The following is a 17,701-nucleotide window of genomic DNA, read 5'->3' as shown; positions in this document are numbered from 1 at the left end:
TCAAAAAATAAACCAATGAAACTTATTATTAAAGCGTTAGGCCTTTTGAATTTCAAAGGGCAGAGAGATTACACTCTCAATCCGACAGAACATGTCACCAATGTACATGCAACAAATGGTGCCGGTAAGTCTACGATCTGTGATGCATGGTCTTGGTTATGGACCGGAAAAGATGCCAAAGGGCGTGCCGATTATGAGATCAAGACAAATGATATAAATAATGAACCTTTTCACCATCTGGAGCATACGGTTTCAGTTGATATGGATGTCGACTATTCAAACTACAAAGTGTCCCGGACATACAAGGAAAAGTGGGTCAAACCTACTGGAGAAGAAGAACGCAAGCTTGACACCCATACTACGACCTTTGTCTGGGATGGTATCCCTTTGACCTTGAAGAAAGACTTTGATATGCGAGCGAATCAACTATTCGGAAGTTCCGAACAGTTCCACCTGTTATCAAACCCTCGTTTCTTCCTGAATATGGAATGGCAGAAACGACGCAAGCTGCTAATGGAGTTGGCAGGAGTTACCGATGATGCAATTCTCAATAAATTATCGGCAACAAGTACTGATTTTGCAAAGCTTATTGAGGAGTTAGGAAAGAACAATCTTGATGATTTTCGAAAGAAACTAAATGCTGAAAAGAAAACTCTAAAATCGAAGATAGAAGAAATACCGGTTAAGATTCGTGAGGCTATCCTTGCTATTCCTGAAGAACCGGACTATGAAGCTATCGAGAAAGCTATCGAGATCAAAAACAAAGAGCTTTCAGATCTTGATTTACAACTCTCTGATTTATCTAAAGTATACGAGAGCCAAGCCGAAGAAATTAAAAAGCAGCAATCGGTTATACTTGAAAAGGAGCGTCGTATTGCAGAGATAAAAAGCAATACAGAGATAGAGGTTAACCAGTTCAACAAAGATCAAAGTAAAGAACTCGTAAAGCTTCAAAGTGATCTCACAGAGCTTGAAACATCTGCTCGTTCTCTAAATTCCGATCAAGCACTGATAATCACCAAGATTCATAATAAAGAATCGGAGATCGAGAGCCAAAAAGAGCTTTTACAAACGCTTCGTGCTGCTTATTCTGAATTAGATGCAATCGAAATGCACGAAGACGATAAGCATTGCCCTAGTTGTGGTTCTGAATTATCTGGAGAAAAGCTTGATAATGCAGTTGAGAAATTCAATGCAGATAAAGCGCAGAAGCTACAAGCGAATATAACTAAAGGTAAACGAGAAAAAGAGATTATTGAATCCTTAGTCGCTCAGTTGGAAGAGTTGAAAAAGCAGAAAGAAGCCATAACCTTTCAGATAGCTGATAAGAGATCGGAAGCAATTGGGTTGAAAGAAGCTATCGAAGCCGAAAGCAATAAAGAGAAACAACACTACGTTACTTCAGATCTACTTGAAAAGAATGCTGAATATCAACGTCTGGCCAGTGAAATAGACGAACTGAAAAAGCAAAAAGGTTCGATTCAACAACCCGATACAACAGAGCTTCGTCAGAAGAAAGCACTTGTCAGTCGAGATATAGACGAATTGAAAAAACAGCTCTATATCAAAACTACTGCAGAAACTCAAAAGAAACGTATTCAAGAGCTCGAATCAGAATTAAAAACACTCTCTCAAGAACTGGCTACACTTGAAGGCAAAGAGTTTATCGCGGACAAATTCAACCGAGCCAAGATTGAGGCTATTGAGAACGGTATCAACGGTCTATTCGCTACTATCAAATGGAAGATGTTTAAACCACTTATGACAGGTGGTGAAGAAGAATGTTGTGAGGCTCTTATCGATGGAACACCTTATCAAGCCGCGAATAATGCCGCACAGATCAATGCTGGTATAGAATGTATCAATACGCTGTCTAAGCACTTCAATATGTATCTGCCAATCTTCGTAGATAATGCCGAAAGCGTGGTTGAACTTATCCCCTCCGAATCTCAGATTATCCGTTTTGTTGTGGATGAGAGCTGCGAAAGGCTGACTGTAAAAGGGCGTGTTAGAGAATCATTATTTGCATAATGATATGGAAACAATTACAAAGTACAAGGCTGTTGATGGGGTTGAATTTTATACACACAAAGAATGCGAGGATTATGAGTTGCTAATAGAGGAGGTAGATAACATTATGTCTGTTCTACCCTCTCCAATCGAAACTTGCGATTTCTTTAATGGTAGCGGATATATCCAACACGATAAAGATACATTCGAAAGTGTTAGATTGAAATTCCTTCAATTATGTCAAAAACACATAGATCACAATTGGCTACAACAAACAATTGAAGGGAATTGCCATCCTTCATGGGTAGGGCGATTATTGGATGACTACAACATCAAGCCGCTTTATAAATCGTGGAATAGGTTATCACGAATTGACAAGCTGTATCGCGAGTGGGGGCAGCAATATTTTGTTGAACACCCCAACAAAGCTAAGCAAATTCAATTAAATCAATAAACAACAATTATCATGTCAACAGAAAACAAACAACAGGTAGCAGTACAACAAAAGAATATCACAGAAAAAGTACTTGCTAAGATCGAAACATTTAAACTAGCAGGCGAACTTCGCCTTCCATCTGATTATAGCCCCGAGAATGCTTTAAAAGCAGCTTATCTGGTACTCCTAGAAACAAAAACAAGAGAAGGTAAGCCCGTTATGGAAGCTTGCACACAAGAAAGCATCGCAAATTCACTTCTAAAAATGGTAGTCTGGGCCTTGTCTCCACTCAAGAAGCAGTGTGACTTTATAGCCTATGGAGATAAGCTGTCTTGCGATCCTGAATATACAGGAAACATTGCACTTGCTAAAAGATACGGAGGGCTGAAACACCATAAAGCAAATGCCATCTTCAAAGGCGATGATTTCAAATTCGAGGTTGGTGTTGATGGTAGACGAAGACTAATACATCATAAGCAAAGCCTTGAATCTATCGGCGGTGATGTGATGGGTGCTTATGTTACTTACGAGCTTGAAGATGGCACACAGGACATGGAGATTATGAATATAACTCAAATCCGTAATGCATGGATGCAAGGAGGTTCGAAAGGTGCTTCCAATGCTCACAAGAACTTCTCTGACCAGATGGCAATAAAGACTGTTTACAATCGTATGTGTAAGCTTCTTATTCGTGCCTCCAATGATGCTCCTTTGATGGGTGAAAACGGTTCTGATGATAACGACCAAAAGCCGGACATTATGACCGAATCAAGGCAAGAGATTATCGCCAAAGCCAATGCCGAAGAAATAAGCTTTGAGGATATTCCTGAAGCACCTCAATCCGACACGGGAAATCCCATATCGGGAGAACAAGCTTCTACAGAAGCATCTCAATCAACTAATTCTCAAACCGAAGCTCCTTATTGATTTAATGCCTTGGGCGGGCTTTGTAAAACCCATATATAAATATGAAAACATTTGGAATCATCACTGCAGTTGTATTGGCATCCGCTTTAATATTGGGCGGAATTATGTACGGAATACCAGTTTATAATGTTTGGCAACAAGAAATGTCTGGTAAAGCCGAAATGGCAAAAGCTGAACAGAATCGTAAAATTTTAGTAGAAGAAGCTAAAGCCAAACTTGAAGCGGAAAAGTTGAACGCTCAAGCAGAAGTTGAAAGAGCTAAAGGGATGGCAGAGGCTATGAAAGTCGAGAATGGAACATTGAATAGTACATATAATCAATACCTATTCATCAGAACTCTTGAAAAGCTTGCAGATAAAGGAAGTTTACCTCAAATAATCTATGTTCCTCAAGAGGGATTAACTCCAGTTATGGACATTAACAAGATAAAATGAAACTCCACGTCTTAGGTTCAAATAGAGAAAACTTATTTCAATCTATATTTTAAAGTAGTTCTAACGAGGTCGAAGCCGTTTAGAAAAAGAAATAAGAAATCCATTAATTATCAGGCGTGCCAGCTTCGACCCTATGCACTCCTTTTGATTGATGGATTTTCTCTTTAAATACAAAATCTCATGGAACAAGAAGTTTGGAAAGATATCAAAGGATTCGAGGGTTTATACCAAGTATCTAATCTTGGGAGATTAAAATCATTTAAGAAATACCCATTAGGTTATGTTCTCGCTAGTAAGAATCAATATGGTGATTATTTGAGATATGTCTTGAAAAAAGAAGACTGTAATAAAACCGTATTGGTGCATCGGTTAGTCTATGAAACATTTGTTGGAGAAATTCCTCCTAAACATGACATTGACCATATCGACAGCAATAGACAGAATAACAAGCTAAGTAATCTTCAATGTCTTGATAAGAAAAGTCACGTTGCTAAAACAATAGAACACAATCCTAATTGTCTTCGAGGAATGATAAATAGAAACAAGCACGAGCAAGATGGTATAATCCAATTCTCACTTGCAGGTAGATTTATTTCTATGTTCTCAAATGCTAAAGAAGCATCAATGCAAACAGGTGTTTGTGCCAGAAACATATTGCAAGTTGCCAAAGGAACTGAGTATAAGCCGGGCAAAGTAAGATCACAAGCAGGAGGTTTTAAATGGGAGGTTGCTCCATTAATTGGTATTGAATAATGAAATTAAAGGTATTAAACAGCAATAGCAAAGGGAACTGCTACCTATTCGAATCAAAGAGTGAAGTTCTTATTCTCGAAGCTGGAGTAAAGTTTTCTGAGGTTAAGGAGGCTCTAAATTTTGATATATCTAAAATACGAGGCGTGTGTATATCACATGAACATCTTTGACCATGCTGGGCATATAAAAGATTTTATCAAATCGGGAATACCTGTTTATACTTCACAAGGAACAATTGATGCAGTATCTCAAAAGCTGAATAGTGATTTTGGAATGAACCCTATACAAGCAGGTAGAAGATACCAGATTGGCAAGTTTGGAGTAATGCCATTCGATATACTGCACGATTGCAATCAGCCTTTCGGTTTCCTTATCCAACATGAAGAAATGGGATTATGCGCCTTTATCACCGATACTCACTACATCCCCAACACGTTCAAAGGACTCAATCAAATATTGATAGAAGCCAATTACGAAGAAAGGATATTGAATGAGAACTTAATTGACGGCAAGATTGACAATATGCGTTATCAGCGTGTTATCCGCTCTCACATGAGCCTTGAAACGTGTGTTGAAGCCTTGAAAAAGAATGATCTCAAAGGAGTGCAAAACATAGTCCTGATACACCTATCCCCTCAAAACTCCGATGCAAAGCTATTCAAAAGTAGAGTAGTAGAAGCGACAGGCAAGAATGCACACATCGCCCTCAAAGGGTTGGTGATAGATTTTAATAAAGAACCTTTTTAGTTATGACAAAGCAAGAAGCTATAATCGAAATGCAAAAAGGGATAAAGGTTATACATGCATATTTTTCTCCTTGGGAATGGATTACACTAAAAGATGGCGAGTTCCTGTTTGAAGATGGATACACAGTTAATCCCGATATGTTCTGGGAAGACCGACAAGACGAAGAATGGGAAATCGGATGGGATTATTATCCTGAATAAATAAAAAATTCTTACCGATATGAAATTCAATTTTCAAGATGATAAAGAAAAGATAAGGGCAGAAACCTATCTAAATAAGCTGAGAAGTACACCCACTATAAGAATGGTTGAAATAAAGGCCAAACGTAAGAAAAGGACTGACGATCAAAATGAGTGGTTATGGGGCTGTATTTATCCGATGCTCTTGTATGCTCTTATTAACGAAGGTTGGGAATATACAAACGTTGAGCAAGTACATGAGTTCTTTAAAACAAGATTTACAGCTGATGAAGTAATAAATAAGCACACTGGTGAAATCATTACGTTTCCAAGCTCAACAGCGTCAATGGATACGGTTACTTTCTCAAGCTATTGCGAACTACTTAGAACTTACGCATTGGAATATCTCGATTTAGAGATTCCCGATCCTGACAAAAATTGGAAAGAAAAAGAAGAGAACAAATAAAATCAAATCAAATGGAATTACAAAAGAAAACATTGCCAGTAGAAGAAGCCAACGGCTGGTATTTAATGCAAACAGAAAAACGGTATTGGACTGAAGAGTTTATTGATGAAGATACCGGTGATCGGTCTACAGAGGAACGAAGCGAAACCATTTGCGGAAAAGGTACTCAGATAAACGACATCATGAAATCGCTTCTTCTTGAAAACGGTATTAAAACCATTAAGGTATCAAATGTTCCTCTGCTTGGAGAACAAGATAAGAATCTCAATCTCTGGGAAACAGTTATCAAAGTTCTGACAGGAAAAGGAAACAAGAAAAGCTATATAGTGACAGCTGACAGTCCTGCGGCAGCCGAAGTATTCATTTCCGAATTTCTCGAAGTAAACATGGAAGCTGTCTTCAAGCTTATTAAAATCAATGAACAGGATTACAACAAGGTTATCAAGATCTATGATTCTGAGAAAGAGCAATTGGAACTGAATAAGAAACGTATCTGCTGGTACAAAGCTCAGATCTATTCTCTATTCGATGATGGAGAGGACGAAGGAGAAGGAAGCAGCGCAGGCTCTAGGAACGTTCTTGTACAAGCGACATCTTTCGATAAAGCAATGGCGGCTATCAAAGCTGTCATGACTCAAAACGAGTTCGACAGTATCTACAACACTTTCAAAAAAATCGAAGAACTCAATATCGTAGACGTTTTTATGCCCGATGAAAACTTAGTCTATTATTCGGACGAAGATCTTACTAAAATAACCGTAGAAGATTAATCCTATGATAACACTTCGTAAAAATCAGGTAGAACCAATAAGCAAGGCAACGGCGTTTTTCAAGGAGAAACGCCCGGCTCCTTCGCTCATAGTATTACCCACTGCTTGGGGTAAATCTATCCTTACCGCTTTCGTGGCAAATGAGATAGAAGATAAGCTTCTTGTGATACAACCCAGTAAAGAACTTTTGGAACAAAACTATAAGAAGTACGTTTCCCTATGTGGCGACTTCGGGGCACAAGCGGGTGTTTATTCCGCTTCTTTCGGTCGTAAGGATATCAATAAAATCACTTATGCAACAATCGGAAGTATAAAGAAAATCGGAAAGACTTTCAAGCAGCTTGGATTTAAGAAAATGCTGATCGATGAAGCACATCTTTACCCGCGTGAAGCCGATTCTATGCTCGGAACATTTCTTGAAGATAGCGAGATATCGCATGTACTGGGTATAACAGCAACGCCGATCAAGTTACAAGCAAATACAGGCCTCGATGGTGAACGGTTCTCTAAATTGGTAATGTTGACAAGTAGGTCCAAGAAAGGAAACTTCTTCAAAGATATTGTTCATGTGAGCCAAGTTCAGGAAATGATCGAATTAGGGTTCTGGAGTAAGCTTGTTTATAAAACATCCGGATTCGACAGTTCACAGCTCGTTTACAACTCTTCAAAATCTGAGTTTACAGAAGATAGTATGCAACGTGCCTTTGCGGCCAATGACATACATAATCAGATAAAACAAGAGCTTGATGTGAATAGTGCTCGAAAGCATATCCTGGCATTTGTCCCATCGATAGATGAAGCGATTCAATTTGCACAAGAGTACCCGAATTCGGCAGCCATTTATTCAGGTATGCACGCATCGGAACGTGAGCGAGTGATATCCGAATTCAGAAAAGGTAATATTCGTGTCATATTCAATGTGCGTGTTCTTTCAACAGGTTTTGACTATACCAAGATCGATTGTATTATTCTCGGTATCTCAACGGCTTCTATCGCTCTGTATTATCAGATATTAGGAAGAGGAACACGTATCGACGATGAGAAAGAGAATTGCTTAATATCTGACCTTGCAGGCAATGTAGATCGTTTCGGAAAAGTAGAAGATATAACATTCGAGAAAGAGCGAATCTGGAAGATGTACGGTACTGGAGGAAGGCTTTTATCTGGTATTCCTATACATGAGATCGGCACAGTAAAGAAAGGCGATGCGGAGAAGTCAATACAGCAAAATAACTCAATCGGCAAACCTCTTGATACTATGCCATTCGGAAAATATAAGGGCGAAAGTTTTAAAGATATTCCTAAAGAATACCGGGAATGGATGCTTAAATCATTTGATTGGCACGCTGCGAATATGAATTTGAAAGCGGCTATTGAGGGGAGTTTGTAATTTAAAAATGTGTAGTTATGGTTTACGGATATTTAAGAGTTAGCTCTGATGAGCAGGATGTGAATAATCAAAAACAGGGCGTGATTGATTTTGCAAAGAATAAAGAATGGGAAGTATCGGATTGGATTTCTGATGAAGGGGTGTCTGGAATAAAAGACCCCGAAAAAAGACAACTCGGTGTTTTGATGAAAAAATGTCAAAAAGGTGATATCATCGTTTGTTCGGAGCTATCCAGATTGGGTAGAAAGATGCTGATGGTAATGTCTATTTTAGAATATTGCATGAAGAACGAAATAATGATTTATACAGTAAAGGATAATTATGTTTTAGGAGATAATATTCAATCAACTGTATTAGCCTTTGCTTTCAGTCTTGCATCTCAAATAGAAAGAGACATGATAGCCTTGAGGACAAAAGAAGCATTAATGGTTAGGCGAAAGGCTGGCGTTCTTCTTGGAACCCCTCGAAGTCCCAAAAAAGTATCTTATGTAAGCGATAATGATTTAGGACGAATGATCGAGATGGCTGAAAATGGATTAAGCCTCACGTCAATAGCCGAAACTATAGGAATCCACAGGCTTACAGTTGGATATCATTTAACGAAAAGCAAAGTATTTAAAGGTGTTTTAGATGGGTATAATCTCACATACTCAAATGGGAACAAAATTCATATGACGAAAAGAAATGCAGTTAGTTATGGATTGTATTACAAGCATATTCAATCTGCATATAGAGAGAATAAGGATTTGTCTATAATAGGAATTGTGGGTATAGAACCTGTATATAGGGAAATATCATATCAGTATAATGATGCATTTAAGGTATCAGAACATGAAAATATTGAAAGAGATGCTATTGAGAAATATATTCTTGACAATCTTACTTTGCCTGAAATACATCAACGCTTTTCGGACAAAGTAGATTATGACACAGTCTATGATTACGTTGCCGATGATACCTATCTATCCAATGAGTATAGACAGAGAGGGCAACTAAGATGCAAATCTAAGAGAGAGAGGTACTAATGGCTTATAATATTAAAGAATTAACAGAACTTAAAGAGTATTTCAGAGAGGTATTCGGAGTAGGAATCGGCCAATTTATAGATACTCTTATGACTTCTGCTTGTGCTAAGATAATGATAGACATTGTTAAATTCGATGAATATCTACATAAAACACATCCAGATGATTCGGATTTATCATGTGATGAAATAATATTCAAATACTACGGCGATGAAGCGGCCGCCTTAATTGATGAACTTATATGAAAGCTAAACCTAAGATACCTGTTTCATGGTCGGAAGACGATATTAAATTCATTCGTAATAATTATTATCAAATGACATGGAAACAGCTGTTTGTAGCCATTAAGGAATTAAACAAAACGGCTACTATCCAAGCTTTACGACATCAATGTATTCGAATGAAGTTAGCAAAACAAGTGCAAATACGCTGGTGTAAAGAAGATATCCAATATCTTATTGATAATTATCAAACTAAAGGGGATAAAGAACTGGCTATAGATTTAAATAAATTAAAGCGGACATTCCGGGTTATAAATGGCAAGAAGGTATATCGTATATTCAAAAAAAAGCATATTGAAAAGAAAATGAATCTGCTTGGTTTAAAGAGATCTATTGATGAATATAATGCAATAAGAAAGCGTAATATTCAAATTGGACTCACACATGCATGGAGTAAAGATAAAAATGTATATACATTGGGGATAAAAGAAGTTGCTAAAGATGGAACAATCAGAGCATGGAAACATTATGGACGTATGCTAAAACATATTAAAGTTGATGGAAGATTCAAACACTATCATCGCTTTTTATGGGAGCAAGCTTTTGGCCCAGTACCCAAAGGATATAATGTAATATTTAAAGACGGTGATTCAATGAACTGTGTATTAGAAAACTTGGAATGTATTACCGATAGAGGGATACAGTTGCGTAATTCCGGAACTGTCAATTTAGCAGATGGCTTTGTAGCCTTTTGCCTACTCGGTCAGAAATCAACAAAAGATCAAAGAAATAAAATAGTAGAGTCCTATCCCGAATTGATAGAGATTAAAAGACAACAAATGATATTAACTCGTAAAATAAAAGAACAAAATGAGAGCAATTGACAGATTAAAACAAATGATCGGTAACGTTTACCGATATGAAAGCGGTATTGTAACCGTGCATGATGTAGAAATAGCAGAGCCTTTCGGAATCTTGAAAACCGATAATGGAGATATAAAAATATCTCTTGACGATATTGATGCAGAATTAAGCTTCTTCTCTCTGAAAAAAGATAATGAAATGGTTCGTAATCCTACCGTTATGCAAATGGTATCACAAAGCGGTGCTATGTACGAGCAGCTACAAAACACTTTACTCGATACCATCAAAAGGGTACAGGAAAATAAGGAATATATTCCTCAAGCTTCTGCGATAAATGAAACGATGAAATCGATTATCGATCTCGAGAAAGTGAAAGTGCAGACGTTACAATTATTGAAAGCGTAAGCTATGCCAATAGATTACAAACGTTATCCTCCGAATTGGAAAACAGAGATTCGCCCCGCGATACTTGAGAGAGCAAACAATTGCTGTGAGCATTGCGGGGTTGAAAACTATTCGATTCGAGACGGAAAGAAGATTGTGCTGACTATCGCACATTTAGACCATGACGAAGAAAACTGGAACATCTCTTATGATAGGCTTGCTGCTTTATGCCAAAGATGTCATTTGAGATATGATGCTAAAGAGAAAGCTAGGAGGAGAAATAACAAGCAAAATCTTATAGAACTAGGGTTATGATCAAATAAAGATAAGCTGTTAATAACTGGACTTCGCTTTATTCTCTTTCATCATTTATATAATATACATTTGTGTAAAACTAACATTAATTATGAAATTTAGAGACGGTGTAGAACGTGACCCTGAGGATTACGGATATCTTATTTTGAAACAAAAGGACTTAGATGTTATTTCCAAAAAGAGAAAAGATATACCTGATTACAAAAAGAGCCTTGAGTATGTAAAGGAATTTACACAAATACCTCCTGTTTATTTGTACAAGATAAAACTGAAGGATTTAGAAATAGGAGAAGGTTTCCACGATGCAAATATAAATTATGTCTGCAGAAGAAGTGAATAGATTATGCTGCCTCAATAATACTTTTATCTTTGGGATTCTTTTTTAGAAAGTCTTTATTGATAATATATGCGCTCATTTTATTGGCATCAAGAGGTTTTAACAACTCTTTGATGCCTTCTTTATTTAAATCCGGATCAATCCATCTTTGCTCGTCTTCAGATGATAGTATAACAGGCATACGTTTTTTTGTATTATGGATATATTCCATTAAAGAATTAGCCTCACTTGTTATTATAGAGAATGAATGGTATATTTCACCTGTTTGCGGATTGTTCCAAACATCGAATATTCCGGCCATAGAGAAAATATCTTCATTTTTCACCTGAATAAAGTAAGGTATTTTATCTTTCCCTTCATGTCGCCATTCAAAGAAACCTGTTGACGGAACGATACAACGTTTTGACATAATCGAATGTCTGAATGACGGTTTTTCGAACACGGTATCTGCCTTCGCATTGATTGTCATATTCTCGATCTCCTTCGCCTGTTCCTCAGATTTTACCCAAAATGGAACTAACCCCCAATGAAAAGCTTGTAATTCATTGTCACCTGTTGCGATTGGATATAATGGATGTGTGAAAGCATTAACATGGTAGTTTTCTTCAAGAATTTCTTTATATATCTCAACAATATCAGTCTTTAGATTATATCGAGCTGCAAGCTTCTTAGCTTTTGCACTCATGGAGTTATGAAAACACATAATTTTTCTATTAGAAACAATTTAATAATCAAAAAGTTGTAAGAGTCGTTTCTCATCTATAAAATTAACAAATGAACAATCGTTTATTAGAATTCGTTAAGTATATATCTACAAAAAGAATTCGGAGAATTGCCTAGAATAAATTGATATAAAAGTATTTATTATGCAGAAGAACTTCTGCTAGCTTAAATTTTTATTAAACATAAATCTATGCTTATGAAAAGGAATTTCTACATGGCTATTTTGTCGATAGCAGTTTTACTACTTGGCTGTACTGATAGTGAGAATGAATTAGTGACAGATGATTATTCTAATGGAAAAACGACCAAAGGAATGGTCAGTCCTTCTTTAGGAAAAGAATCATCCAGTAATCCCAATCTATATTATTATTGGGATGATTGGACTAAGGTGAACAACATCTTCCTCAACAGAGAAGGAGAAGTCGATCCTCCTTGGTATACTAATTTCGGAAATTCGATGAGAATACCAGAAAATATAAGAATAGATGTGAAAAAGGAGGATGGATGGATAATGTTGGGGCATACGTTAGAGAGATTGAATCTGGCAGAACCGAATTATATGCTTTTTTATAACAAGAGAACTGGTATCCTGAAAGGTTTTTACTTCTCTGATGCTGCAGAACAAAATCAGAATGTGAAGTGGGTTTTAAGTACATCACAACCTTCTTCTCTTTTACCTGCTAATGAAAGGTTTTCCAATCTAAGTAGTCAGGGACAGACGTATGCAATAACATCAAATATTGTCATTCNNGTTGGAATTGTTTTACTTTTGAATTACCTTATGGCACTTTAAATCAAAATCCAATTATCAGTATTACAGGATACAGTATTAACCGATACGAATTAACAGGAACAGGAACATTTTCCGGTCAGGTTGTGGTTCCGACAACAGTGACTTCTAACAGCTTGGATTCATGGAAAAGTTTTCTAAACATGACATCAAGCTTTACCGGAGCAACAAGTACTTTTGCTAATTTATTTAAAAAACCGAGTACTAAAACATCAAGCGAACTATTAAATGGCCATAATAAGTCAACTAAAAGTATTATAGGAACTATAGGGATTATAAATTCTGCAGTTTCAATAGCCTCCAGCTTACTTGGTGGTGCGTCTTTCTTTACATCAAAAAAGGAAACTGTCATCCAAAGATATGATTTCAGTGGTAATATTAAATTAACGGGAGAGGTTGTTGGCAAATTTGATGGATTAATTAAATCTATAGACAATATAAATCTTGGTCTTTTAAACAATAATGAAGTACTAGGTGTCTGGGGACTTAAGGAATTACCGAAAATAACTGTTAAAAAGTATGCTTTTGTAAACTCTTTTAGTGTTCCTGTAGATACTGAAAGGTATGATGTTGAGCGATCTCTTTACATAAAACCTGAAGTAAAAAAAGAATCAATAATAATCAATCCGGCCTTACTTCCTTTAATTAAAGACTATAAGGTAACAGTAGGTGATGTAATATCAGCTAGTAGCAGTGATAAAAAAATACGAGGTTTAAAATATGAGCAAATCCAAAATGACTGGTATAGTGCCAATACTGATAAGGGCAGTCTCAAATTACAGACTAAAATTCTCCCTGGTGGCTATATGTATTTACGTGACACAAGATATGTAGATTTTTATATGTCATTTTTGGATACTTTCCCTGAAATGTATGTTAGCGTTTTGGTTGAGATAGAATATAACGATGGAAGCGTCTTGTCTTCTAGTAGAGTTTTCAAAGTTAACGGGTCAATCTATGACAATAAATCTGATATTACGAGGTCAACTCCTAGATATACTCAAAACATATTCGTAAATTATCTTTTTATTGGTGAAGACCGTTTTTCTCTTTAAATAATAGGTTTCCCTTTTAAAATAAATTCCTTATTTTAAAAGGATAACATCACTCAGTTTTGTAGTATAACATGGGCTCAAAAGTTCACGCCGGAGAGTCCATGTTTTATTTGTTCCCTGTATCGCTAAGTTTAGAACATTGCGGGTAAATCCTTTATTCAGGTTATCTACAACTTTCATTAACCTGTTGTGTTTATCACGATCTACATTATCAAATAAATGTGTTTGAATTCCTGTATCAGGTGCTATTTCGGTAATAATAACGCCTGCTTTTTTATATTGATATCCCGGTTTGAATATATTCCCCAAAGCTTCTAATGCATACTTAGTAATCTCTAAGGTGCTGTTTGTCGGTACCGGCAATTCGATAACACTGTTTCTGAAATATTGAGGAAGATCTTCTCTGAAATTATTGGTGTGTATAAATACCATAAGCGAACAGGCACAAGATTTTTGCTCTCGCAATTTTTCCGAGCATAAAGAAGCGTAGTAGGCTACAGCCTCTCTCATTTGTTCTAGTTCGGTTACGGTCTTACCAAATGCTCTTGAGGTACAAATTTGCTTCTTATCCGGCTGTATCTCTTCCAGACTTATACATGATTCTCCTTGAAGTTCAAGCCAGGTTCGTTCTCCTACAACAGTCATATATTTACGCACCCATGATCGATGCATCTGTGTGAAATCATAAGCAGTGTTTACACCTTGCAATTTCAGTTTCTTCTCTGTACGATGGCCAATGCCCCACACATCACCAATCTCGGTCTTTTGAAGAGCCTTGATGCGTTTTTCATCGGTATCTATAATACATATCCCTTCGTATTTTTTATACTTCTTCGCAAACTTGTTTGCTATCTTGGCCAGAGTTTTTGTTGGAGCAACACCCATTGAAACAGGTATACCGGTCCATTTGGTAGTTGTATCAACAATATGCTTACCGTATTCTTTTAAATCGCTAAAACCTGATAAGTCGAGGAATGCCTCATCAATAGAGTATACTTCCATATTTGGAGTGAATGACGAAAGAATAGTCATTACCCTGTTGCTCATATCACCGTAAAGCGTATAATTTGAAGAAAAGACCTTTATTTCGTGTCTCTTTATTTCTTCTTTGATCTGATAAGCAGGAACACCCATTTTAACTCCTATCTTCTTGCTTTCGTTAGATCGTGCAATAACACAGCCGTCATTGTTGCTTAAAACAACGATAGGCACATTTCTTAAATCAGGGCGAAATACCCTCTCGCAAGAAGCATAGAAGTTATTACAATCAACTAGGGCAAACATATCAGAAGTCCATTACAGGCGGTTTCTTTATTATCTCTATTATCATACCCCAAATAACAAAGTCGTTTTCGGGTGTGACTTTTATCGGCTCATATTTATTATTTGCGGAGTGAAGCCAGATTATACCTTTATCCTTTTCTTTGAGATTAAGATATTTTGCTGTAAATTCCCCATCAATAAAGCAGATAGCCATTTTTCCATGAACAAAGGGTTCTGATTTATCGACTAAGACAAGATCACCTATATCTAATCCGGCATCTTTCAAACTATCACCTGTAACCTTAGCGATAAATGTAGCTGAAGGATGCTTTATTAGTTCCTTGTTTAGATCAATAGAGGAATCAATATAATCTTGAGCGGGGCTTGGGAATCCTGCTTTAACGCCTCCAACGAAGGGTAATAAAATTTCATTACTCGTCTCTACGGCTAAAAATGTAAGTGCCTTCTTTTTGTCCATTTATTTTGCTATTCGATGGCAAAAATATATAAGAAAATAGTTCTTCGATGTTAATTATATGAGTTTAACTAAAGATGAAATTTTTATATTTTAAATATAAAATGGCTCATGATCCTCAAAGCTGCATTGAATGCAAAAAACGAACCGTATCTGTAATATCTACTCCTGAAGGCCCGGTATGTTATCAGTGTTTTTCGGAAAAGAGAAATCCATCCCAAAAAGGCAAGAAGCATGATAAGCCGGAAGAACGAATGCAGACAGAGTTCTTCAATCAAGTACCGTTATTCTTTCCAAAGCTACCAAATAAACTCCTTCTGGCTGTACCCAATGGAGGTTCCCGAAATATCATTGAAGCAAAGAACCTAAAAGCACAAGGGGTAAAATCTGGTGTTAGTGATGTGCTACTGCTTATACCGAAAAAGGGGTTCTCTTGCCTTTGTCTTGAGTTTAAAACACCAACAGGTAGACAATCCGATGAACAAATAGAGTTTCAAAAACAATCAGAAAAAGCCGGAAATAAATATGTAGTTGTCCGATCTGCAAAAGAGGCTATCGATGCATTGAAGTGGTATTTGGGATAAATTAAGTATAAAAGTCAGTTATGGAGAAAGCAAAAATAAGCCGCATATCTTCCCAGACAAGCGACTCTATCGAGGAAATAAAATAAACATAAATATTTTGTTTATCTTATCTAATTAACAAAGAATCTAAATAAGGAGCAATAATTCTAGTTGCAACAATAGTTGTATTTCCAACTTCCTTCTCCATTTCTTTAAAAGAAATATTATAATCATCTCTTTACTAGATTTAATCCGCCCAAAATAAGTCTGACTAAATCTAGATGGGTATCTTTTATATTTGGTTATGATTTTTTGCCACTTTAAATATTATTTAAGGTTACAAAAATAGAAAATATTGACAATTATATGTATTTTTTTAATCTAAAAATAAATTTGGCTATCATATATTTAGCAAACTCATTCTAAAGATAAACATTAAAAAAACATTCAATCTCACGACTAAACGACTCCATAAGTTTAACCTTTAATAAATTAAAACCCATACTTCACACCAAACAAATGTCCGTTAGCCTGACTACTTAAACTCTTCTGATATTGATATTCAATGCCAATATCGTGATAGAACATACCGCCTCCAATTCCGACATAATTAAGAGTAGAGTAAGATGCAGAGATAAACGGCTGCCATGCTTTAGTCTTATAAATTGTCTGGCGTTCTATTACAGGAGTGAAGTTATAATCTAAAGCCGATAGTTTGTTATATTGGATTACGGGAAATAGCTCTAATTTTCCTTGCGTCTTATTATCGAAGGCTGTAAGCTTGTATGTTCGCTTTAGTTCATAATCAGCAATTATCGCAGATGTATCAACAGGAATGCTCAAATACTTTATACTCCCTGTGTCTTTATATTGGATATCCGGCTTTTCTTCTTTTATCGGTTCAAACTGTGTCGGACTTACTGATCCTGTAAGCGTTTCACCCTTTATATATTCTTTCTTCGGTTCGGAATCAATGGAAGATCGACCGATAAAGAAGCCTATAATCAGACAGACAATTCCACAGAGAACTATTAATGTTGATTTTTTCATAATCCTTCTTCTTTTACGATTTGTTCTACTGTATTTAGCATTGACAGAGCAGTCTTGACATATTCGGGACCAGTGGCATACTTCCAGCCAGTATCATCCATTAACCTTTTTACGAATTCTCTTGGATCATTCCTATATGGCCAAGCATCAGCATAACCCGATTTACGGAACAAAGCTTGATGGTCGTACAAACAATCTTCTAAAGTATCATACACTCGGAACAAACGATACACTATGTATTTGTAATTACCGTTCGATAGCTTTTCAGGAGTACCAACAACCATTTCAGGAGACTTAAAAGTTACATTCGGATTGCTGAAGTACTCTGTTGTTCTAACCAACTGTGTTTTTCCAGACCAAGAACTACCTTTAGTTATTCCGAACAAGTTATTCGGAAGCTTGCCATCTAAACTCCAACCACGTTCCAAAGCTGCTTGCATCGTTTCAAAGATCGGATGTATAGAATCATTCGGTTTTTCTTCATGCAGTCTCTTTGCTGCCGGATAAACCGCCTTGACAAAATC

At 36.5% G+C, this 17,701-nt stretch carries 24 protein-coding genes; 19 read left to right on the top strand and 5 right to left on the bottom strand.

Annotation, left to right across the window (positions count from 1 at the left end):
- Positions 1-15: 15 nt before the first annotated feature.
- The 17 genes from B3P17_RS06325 (at position 16) to B3P17_RS06250 (ending at position 11,261) form a co-directional block, all read left to right on the top strand.
- Positions 16-2,031: an AAA family ATPase gene (locus B3P17_RS06325; RefSeq protein ID WP_291104481.1), complete on the top strand. Its 2,016-nt coding sequence runs from the start codon at positions 16-18 to the stop codon at positions 2,029-2,031.
- A 4-nt stretch (positions 2,032-2,035) separates the two neighbouring features.
- Positions 2,036-2,464 carry a hypothetical protein gene (locus B3P17_RS06320; RefSeq protein WP_291104478.1) on the top strand — a complete coding sequence of 143 codons (429 nt, stop codon included), beginning with the start codon at positions 2,036-2,038 and terminating at the stop codon, positions 2,462-2,464.
- Between the two features lie 12 nt (positions 2,465-2,476).
- The gene (locus B3P17_RS06315) at positions 2,477-3,373 is read left to right on the top strand and encodes a recombinase RecT (RefSeq protein WP_291104475.1); all 897 of its coding nucleotides are present in this window, start codon (positions 2,477-2,479) and stop codon (positions 3,371-3,373) included.
- Between the two features lie 41 nt (positions 3,374-3,414).
- On the top strand, positions 3,415-3,807 hold the full coding sequence (locus B3P17_RS06310; protein WP_291104472.1) for a hypothetical protein: 393 nt from the start codon (positions 3,415-3,417) through the stop codon (positions 3,805-3,807).
- A 180-nt stretch (positions 3,808-3,987) separates the two neighbouring features.
- Complete coding sequence (locus B3P17_RS06305) at positions 3,988-4,560, top strand: NUMOD4 motif-containing HNH endonuclease (protein ID WP_291104470.1); 573 nt, start codon at positions 3,988-3,990, stop codon at positions 4,558-4,560.
- Positions 4,560-4,730 (top strand): MBL fold metallo-hydrolase, encoded by a 171-nt coding sequence (locus B3P17_RS15875; RefSeq protein ID WP_409517026.1) that lies wholly within the window; start codon positions 4,560-4,562, stop codon positions 4,728-4,730. The genes B3P17_RS06305 and B3P17_RS15875 overlap by 1 nt, the downstream gene beginning before the upstream one ends.
- Positions 4,717-5,307 carry an MBL fold metallo-hydrolase gene (locus B3P17_RS06300; RefSeq protein ID WP_291104467.1) on the top strand — a complete coding sequence of 197 codons (591 nt, stop codon included), beginning with the start codon at positions 4,717-4,719 and terminating at the stop codon, positions 5,305-5,307. The genes B3P17_RS15875 and B3P17_RS06300 overlap by 14 nt, the downstream gene beginning before the upstream one ends.
- A 2-nt stretch (positions 5,308-5,309) precedes the next feature.
- Entirely contained in the window at positions 5,310-5,507 is a 198-nt protein-coding gene (locus tag B3P17_RS06295; RefSeq protein ID WP_291104464.1) for a hypothetical protein, read from the top strand.
- 19 nt (positions 5,508-5,526) lie between these two features.
- A complete protein-coding gene (locus tag B3P17_RS06290) occupies positions 5,527-5,952 on the top strand; it encodes a hypothetical protein (RefSeq protein ID WP_291104461.1) in 426 nt (141 codons plus the stop codon).
- Between the two features lie 11 nt (positions 5,953-5,963).
- Positions 5,964-6,722, top strand: coding sequence for a DUF4494 family protein (locus B3P17_RS06285; protein WP_252639417.1), 759 nt, complete (start codon positions 5,964-5,966; stop codon positions 6,720-6,722).
- Between the two features lie 4 nt (positions 6,723-6,726).
- Positions 6,727-8,112, top strand: a complete 1,386-nt coding sequence (locus B3P17_RS06280; protein WP_291104457.1) for a DEAD/DEAH box helicase — start codon at positions 6,727-6,729, stop codon at positions 8,110-8,112.
- A gap of 17 nt (positions 8,113-8,129) precedes the next feature.
- Positions 8,130-9,137 carry a recombinase family protein gene (locus tag B3P17_RS06275; RefSeq protein ID WP_291104454.1) on the top strand — a complete coding sequence of 336 codons (1,008 nt, stop codon included), beginning with the start codon at positions 8,130-8,132 and terminating at the stop codon, positions 9,135-9,137.
- Positions 9,137-9,382, top strand: a complete 246-nt coding sequence (locus B3P17_RS06270; RefSeq protein ID WP_291104451.1) for a hypothetical protein — start codon at positions 9,137-9,139, stop codon at positions 9,380-9,382. Before B3P17_RS06275 ends, B3P17_RS06270 begins: the two co-directional genes overlap by 1 nt.
- Positions 9,379-10,242 carry an HNH endonuclease signature motif containing protein gene (locus tag B3P17_RS06265; RefSeq protein WP_291104448.1) on the top strand — a complete coding sequence of 288 codons (864 nt, stop codon included), beginning with the start codon at positions 9,379-9,381 and terminating at the stop codon, positions 10,240-10,242. Before B3P17_RS06270 ends, B3P17_RS06265 begins: the two co-directional genes overlap by 4 nt.
- Positions 10,229-10,627: a hypothetical protein gene (locus B3P17_RS06260; RefSeq protein WP_291104445.1), complete on the top strand. Its 399-nt coding sequence runs from the start codon at positions 10,229-10,231 to the stop codon at positions 10,625-10,627. The genes B3P17_RS06265 and B3P17_RS06260 overlap by 14 nt, the downstream gene beginning before the upstream one ends.
- A 3-nt stretch (positions 10,628-10,630) precedes the next feature.
- Positions 10,631-10,921, top strand: coding sequence for an HNH endonuclease (locus tag B3P17_RS06255; RefSeq protein WP_291104442.1), 291 nt, complete (start codon positions 10,631-10,633; stop codon positions 10,919-10,921).
- 91 nt (positions 10,922-11,012) lie between these two features.
- Positions 11,013-11,261: a hypothetical protein gene (locus B3P17_RS06250; RefSeq protein ID WP_291104439.1), complete on the top strand. Its 249-nt coding sequence runs from the start codon at positions 11,013-11,015 to the stop codon at positions 11,259-11,261.
- A 1-nt stretch (position 11,262) separates the two neighbouring features.
- Here the strand turns inward: B3P17_RS06250 and B3P17_RS06245 are convergent, their stop codons facing one another.
- A complete protein-coding gene (locus B3P17_RS06245) occupies positions 11,263-11,961 on the bottom strand; it encodes an SOS response-associated peptidase (protein ID WP_291104436.1) in 699 nt (232 codons plus the stop codon).
- 953 nt (positions 11,962-12,914) lie between these two features.
- Between B3P17_RS06245 and B3P17_RS06240 the strand changes: the two genes are divergently transcribed.
- Positions 12,915-13,826, top strand: coding sequence for a hypothetical protein (locus B3P17_RS06240; RefSeq protein WP_291104434.1), 912 nt, complete (start codon positions 12,915-12,917; stop codon positions 13,824-13,826).
- 30 nt (positions 13,827-13,856) lie between these two features.
- Here the strand turns inward: B3P17_RS06240 and B3P17_RS06235 are convergent, their stop codons facing one another.
- Together B3P17_RS06235 and B3P17_RS06230 are read right to left on the bottom strand one after the other, a co-directional pair.
- A complete protein-coding gene (locus B3P17_RS06235; RefSeq protein ID WP_291104432.1) occupies positions 13,857-15,110 on the bottom strand; it encodes a Y-family DNA polymerase in 1,254 nt (417 codons plus the stop codon).
- Position 15,111: 1 nt separating this feature from the next.
- Positions 15,112-15,567 carry a LexA family protein gene (locus tag B3P17_RS06230; RefSeq protein WP_291104429.1) on the bottom strand — a complete coding sequence of 152 codons (456 nt, stop codon included), beginning with the start codon at positions 15,565-15,567 and terminating at the stop codon, positions 15,112-15,114.
- A 74-nt stretch (positions 15,568-15,641) separates the two neighbouring features.
- On the opposite strand from B3P17_RS06230, the gene B3P17_RS06225 reads away from it, so the two are divergent.
- A complete protein-coding gene (locus B3P17_RS06225; protein ID WP_313609267.1) occupies positions 15,642-16,148 on the top strand; it encodes a VRR-NUC domain-containing protein in 507 nt (168 codons plus the stop codon).
- Between the two features lie 471 nt (positions 16,149-16,619).
- Here the strand turns inward: B3P17_RS06225 and B3P17_RS06220 are convergent, their stop codons facing one another.
- Positions 16,620-17,177: a hypothetical protein gene (locus tag B3P17_RS06220; protein ID WP_291104427.1), complete on the bottom strand. Its 558-nt coding sequence runs from the start codon at positions 17,175-17,177 to the stop codon at positions 16,620-16,622.
- The coding region (locus tag B3P17_RS06215; RefSeq protein ID WP_291104424.1) for a glucosaminidase domain-containing protein at positions 17,174-17,701 on the bottom strand (528 nt) is incomplete at its 5' end. The genes B3P17_RS06220 and B3P17_RS06215, both read right to left, overlap by 4 nt.

This window comes from Dysgonomonas sp. UBA7630 (assembly GCF_002483985.1).
Taxonomy (GTDB): domain Bacteria; phylum Bacteroidota; class Bacteroidia; order Bacteroidales; family Dysgonomonadaceae; genus Dysgonomonas.
The sequence above is the reverse complement of the archived record's forward strand: the minus strand, read 5'-3'. Positions and strand labels throughout refer to the sequence as shown.

Bases quoted from the DNA above. Each gene is read 5' to 3' on its own strand.
- B3P17_RS06325 (WP_291104481.1), top strand. From the start codon at position 16: ATGAAACTTATTATTAAAGCGTTAGGCCTTTTGAATTTCAAAGGGCAG.
- B3P17_RS06320 (WP_291104478.1), top strand. From the start codon at position 2,036: ATGGAAACAATTACAAAGTACAAGGCTGTTGATGGGGTTGAATTTTAT.
- B3P17_RS06315 (WP_291104475.1), top strand. From the start codon at position 2,477: ATGTCAACAGAAAACAAACAACAGGTAGCAGTACAACAAAAGAATATC.
- B3P17_RS06310 (WP_291104472.1), top strand. From the start codon at position 3,415: ATGAAAACATTTGGAATCATCACTGCAGTTGTATTGGCATCCGCTTTA.
- B3P17_RS06305 (WP_291104470.1), top strand. From the start codon at position 3,988: ATGGAACAAGAAGTTTGGAAAGATATCAAAGGATTCGAGGGTTTATAC.
- B3P17_RS15875 (WP_409517026.1), top strand. From the start codon at position 4,560: ATGAAATTAAAGGTATTAAACAGCAATAGCAAAGGGAACTGCTACCTA.
- B3P17_RS06300 (WP_291104467.1), top strand. From the start codon at position 4,717: ATGAACATCTTTGACCATGCTGGGCATATAAAAGATTTTATCAAATCG.
- B3P17_RS06295 (WP_291104464.1), top strand. From the start codon at position 5,310: ATGACAAAGCAAGAAGCTATAATCGAAATGCAAAAAGGGATAAAGGTT.
- B3P17_RS06290 (WP_291104461.1), top strand. From the start codon at position 5,527: ATGAAATTCAATTTTCAAGATGATAAAGAAAAGATAAGGGCAGAAACC.
- B3P17_RS06285 (WP_252639417.1), top strand. From the start codon at position 5,964: ATGGAATTACAAAAGAAAACATTGCCAGTAGAAGAAGCCAACGGCTGG.
- B3P17_RS06280 (WP_291104457.1), top strand. From the start codon at position 6,727: ATGATAACACTTCGTAAAAATCAGGTAGAACCAATAAGCAAGGCAACG.
- B3P17_RS06275 (WP_291104454.1), top strand. From the start codon at position 8,130: ATGGTTTACGGATATTTAAGAGTTAGCTCTGATGAGCAGGATGTGAAT.
- B3P17_RS06270 (WP_291104451.1), top strand. From the start codon at position 9,137: ATGGCTTATAATATTAAAGAATTAACAGAACTTAAAGAGTATTTCAGA.
- B3P17_RS06265 (WP_291104448.1), top strand. From the start codon at position 9,379: ATGAAAGCTAAACCTAAGATACCTGTTTCATGGTCGGAAGACGATATT.
- B3P17_RS06260 (WP_291104445.1), top strand. From the start codon at position 10,229: ATGAGAGCAATTGACAGATTAAAACAAATGATCGGTAACGTTTACCGA.
- B3P17_RS06255 (WP_291104442.1), top strand. From the start codon at position 10,631: ATGCCAATAGATTACAAACGTTATCCTCCGAATTGGAAAACAGAGATT.
- B3P17_RS06250 (WP_291104439.1), top strand. From the start codon at position 11,013: ATGAAATTTAGAGACGGTGTAGAACGTGACCCTGAGGATTACGGATAT.
- B3P17_RS06245 (WP_291104436.1), bottom strand. From the start codon at position 11,961: ATGTGTTTTCATAACTCCATGAGTGCAAAAGCTAAGAAGCTTGCAGCT.
- B3P17_RS06240 (WP_291104434.1), top strand. From the start codon at position 12,915: ATGACATCAAGCTTTACCGGAGCAACAAGTACTTTTGCTAATTTATTT.
- B3P17_RS06235 (WP_291104432.1), bottom strand. From the start codon at position 15,110: ATGTTTGCCCTAGTTGATTGTAATAACTTCTATGCTTCTTGCGAGAGG.
- B3P17_RS06230 (WP_291104429.1), bottom strand. From the start codon at position 15,567: ATGGACAAAAAGAAGGCACTTACATTTTTAGCCGTAGAGACGAGTAAT.
- B3P17_RS06225 (WP_313609267.1), top strand. From the start codon at position 15,642: ATGAAATTTTTATATTTTAAATATAAAATGGCTCATGATCCTCAAAGC.
- B3P17_RS06220 (WP_291104427.1), bottom strand. From the start codon at position 17,177: ATGAAAAAATCAACATTAATAGTTCTCTGTGGAATTGTCTGTCTGATT.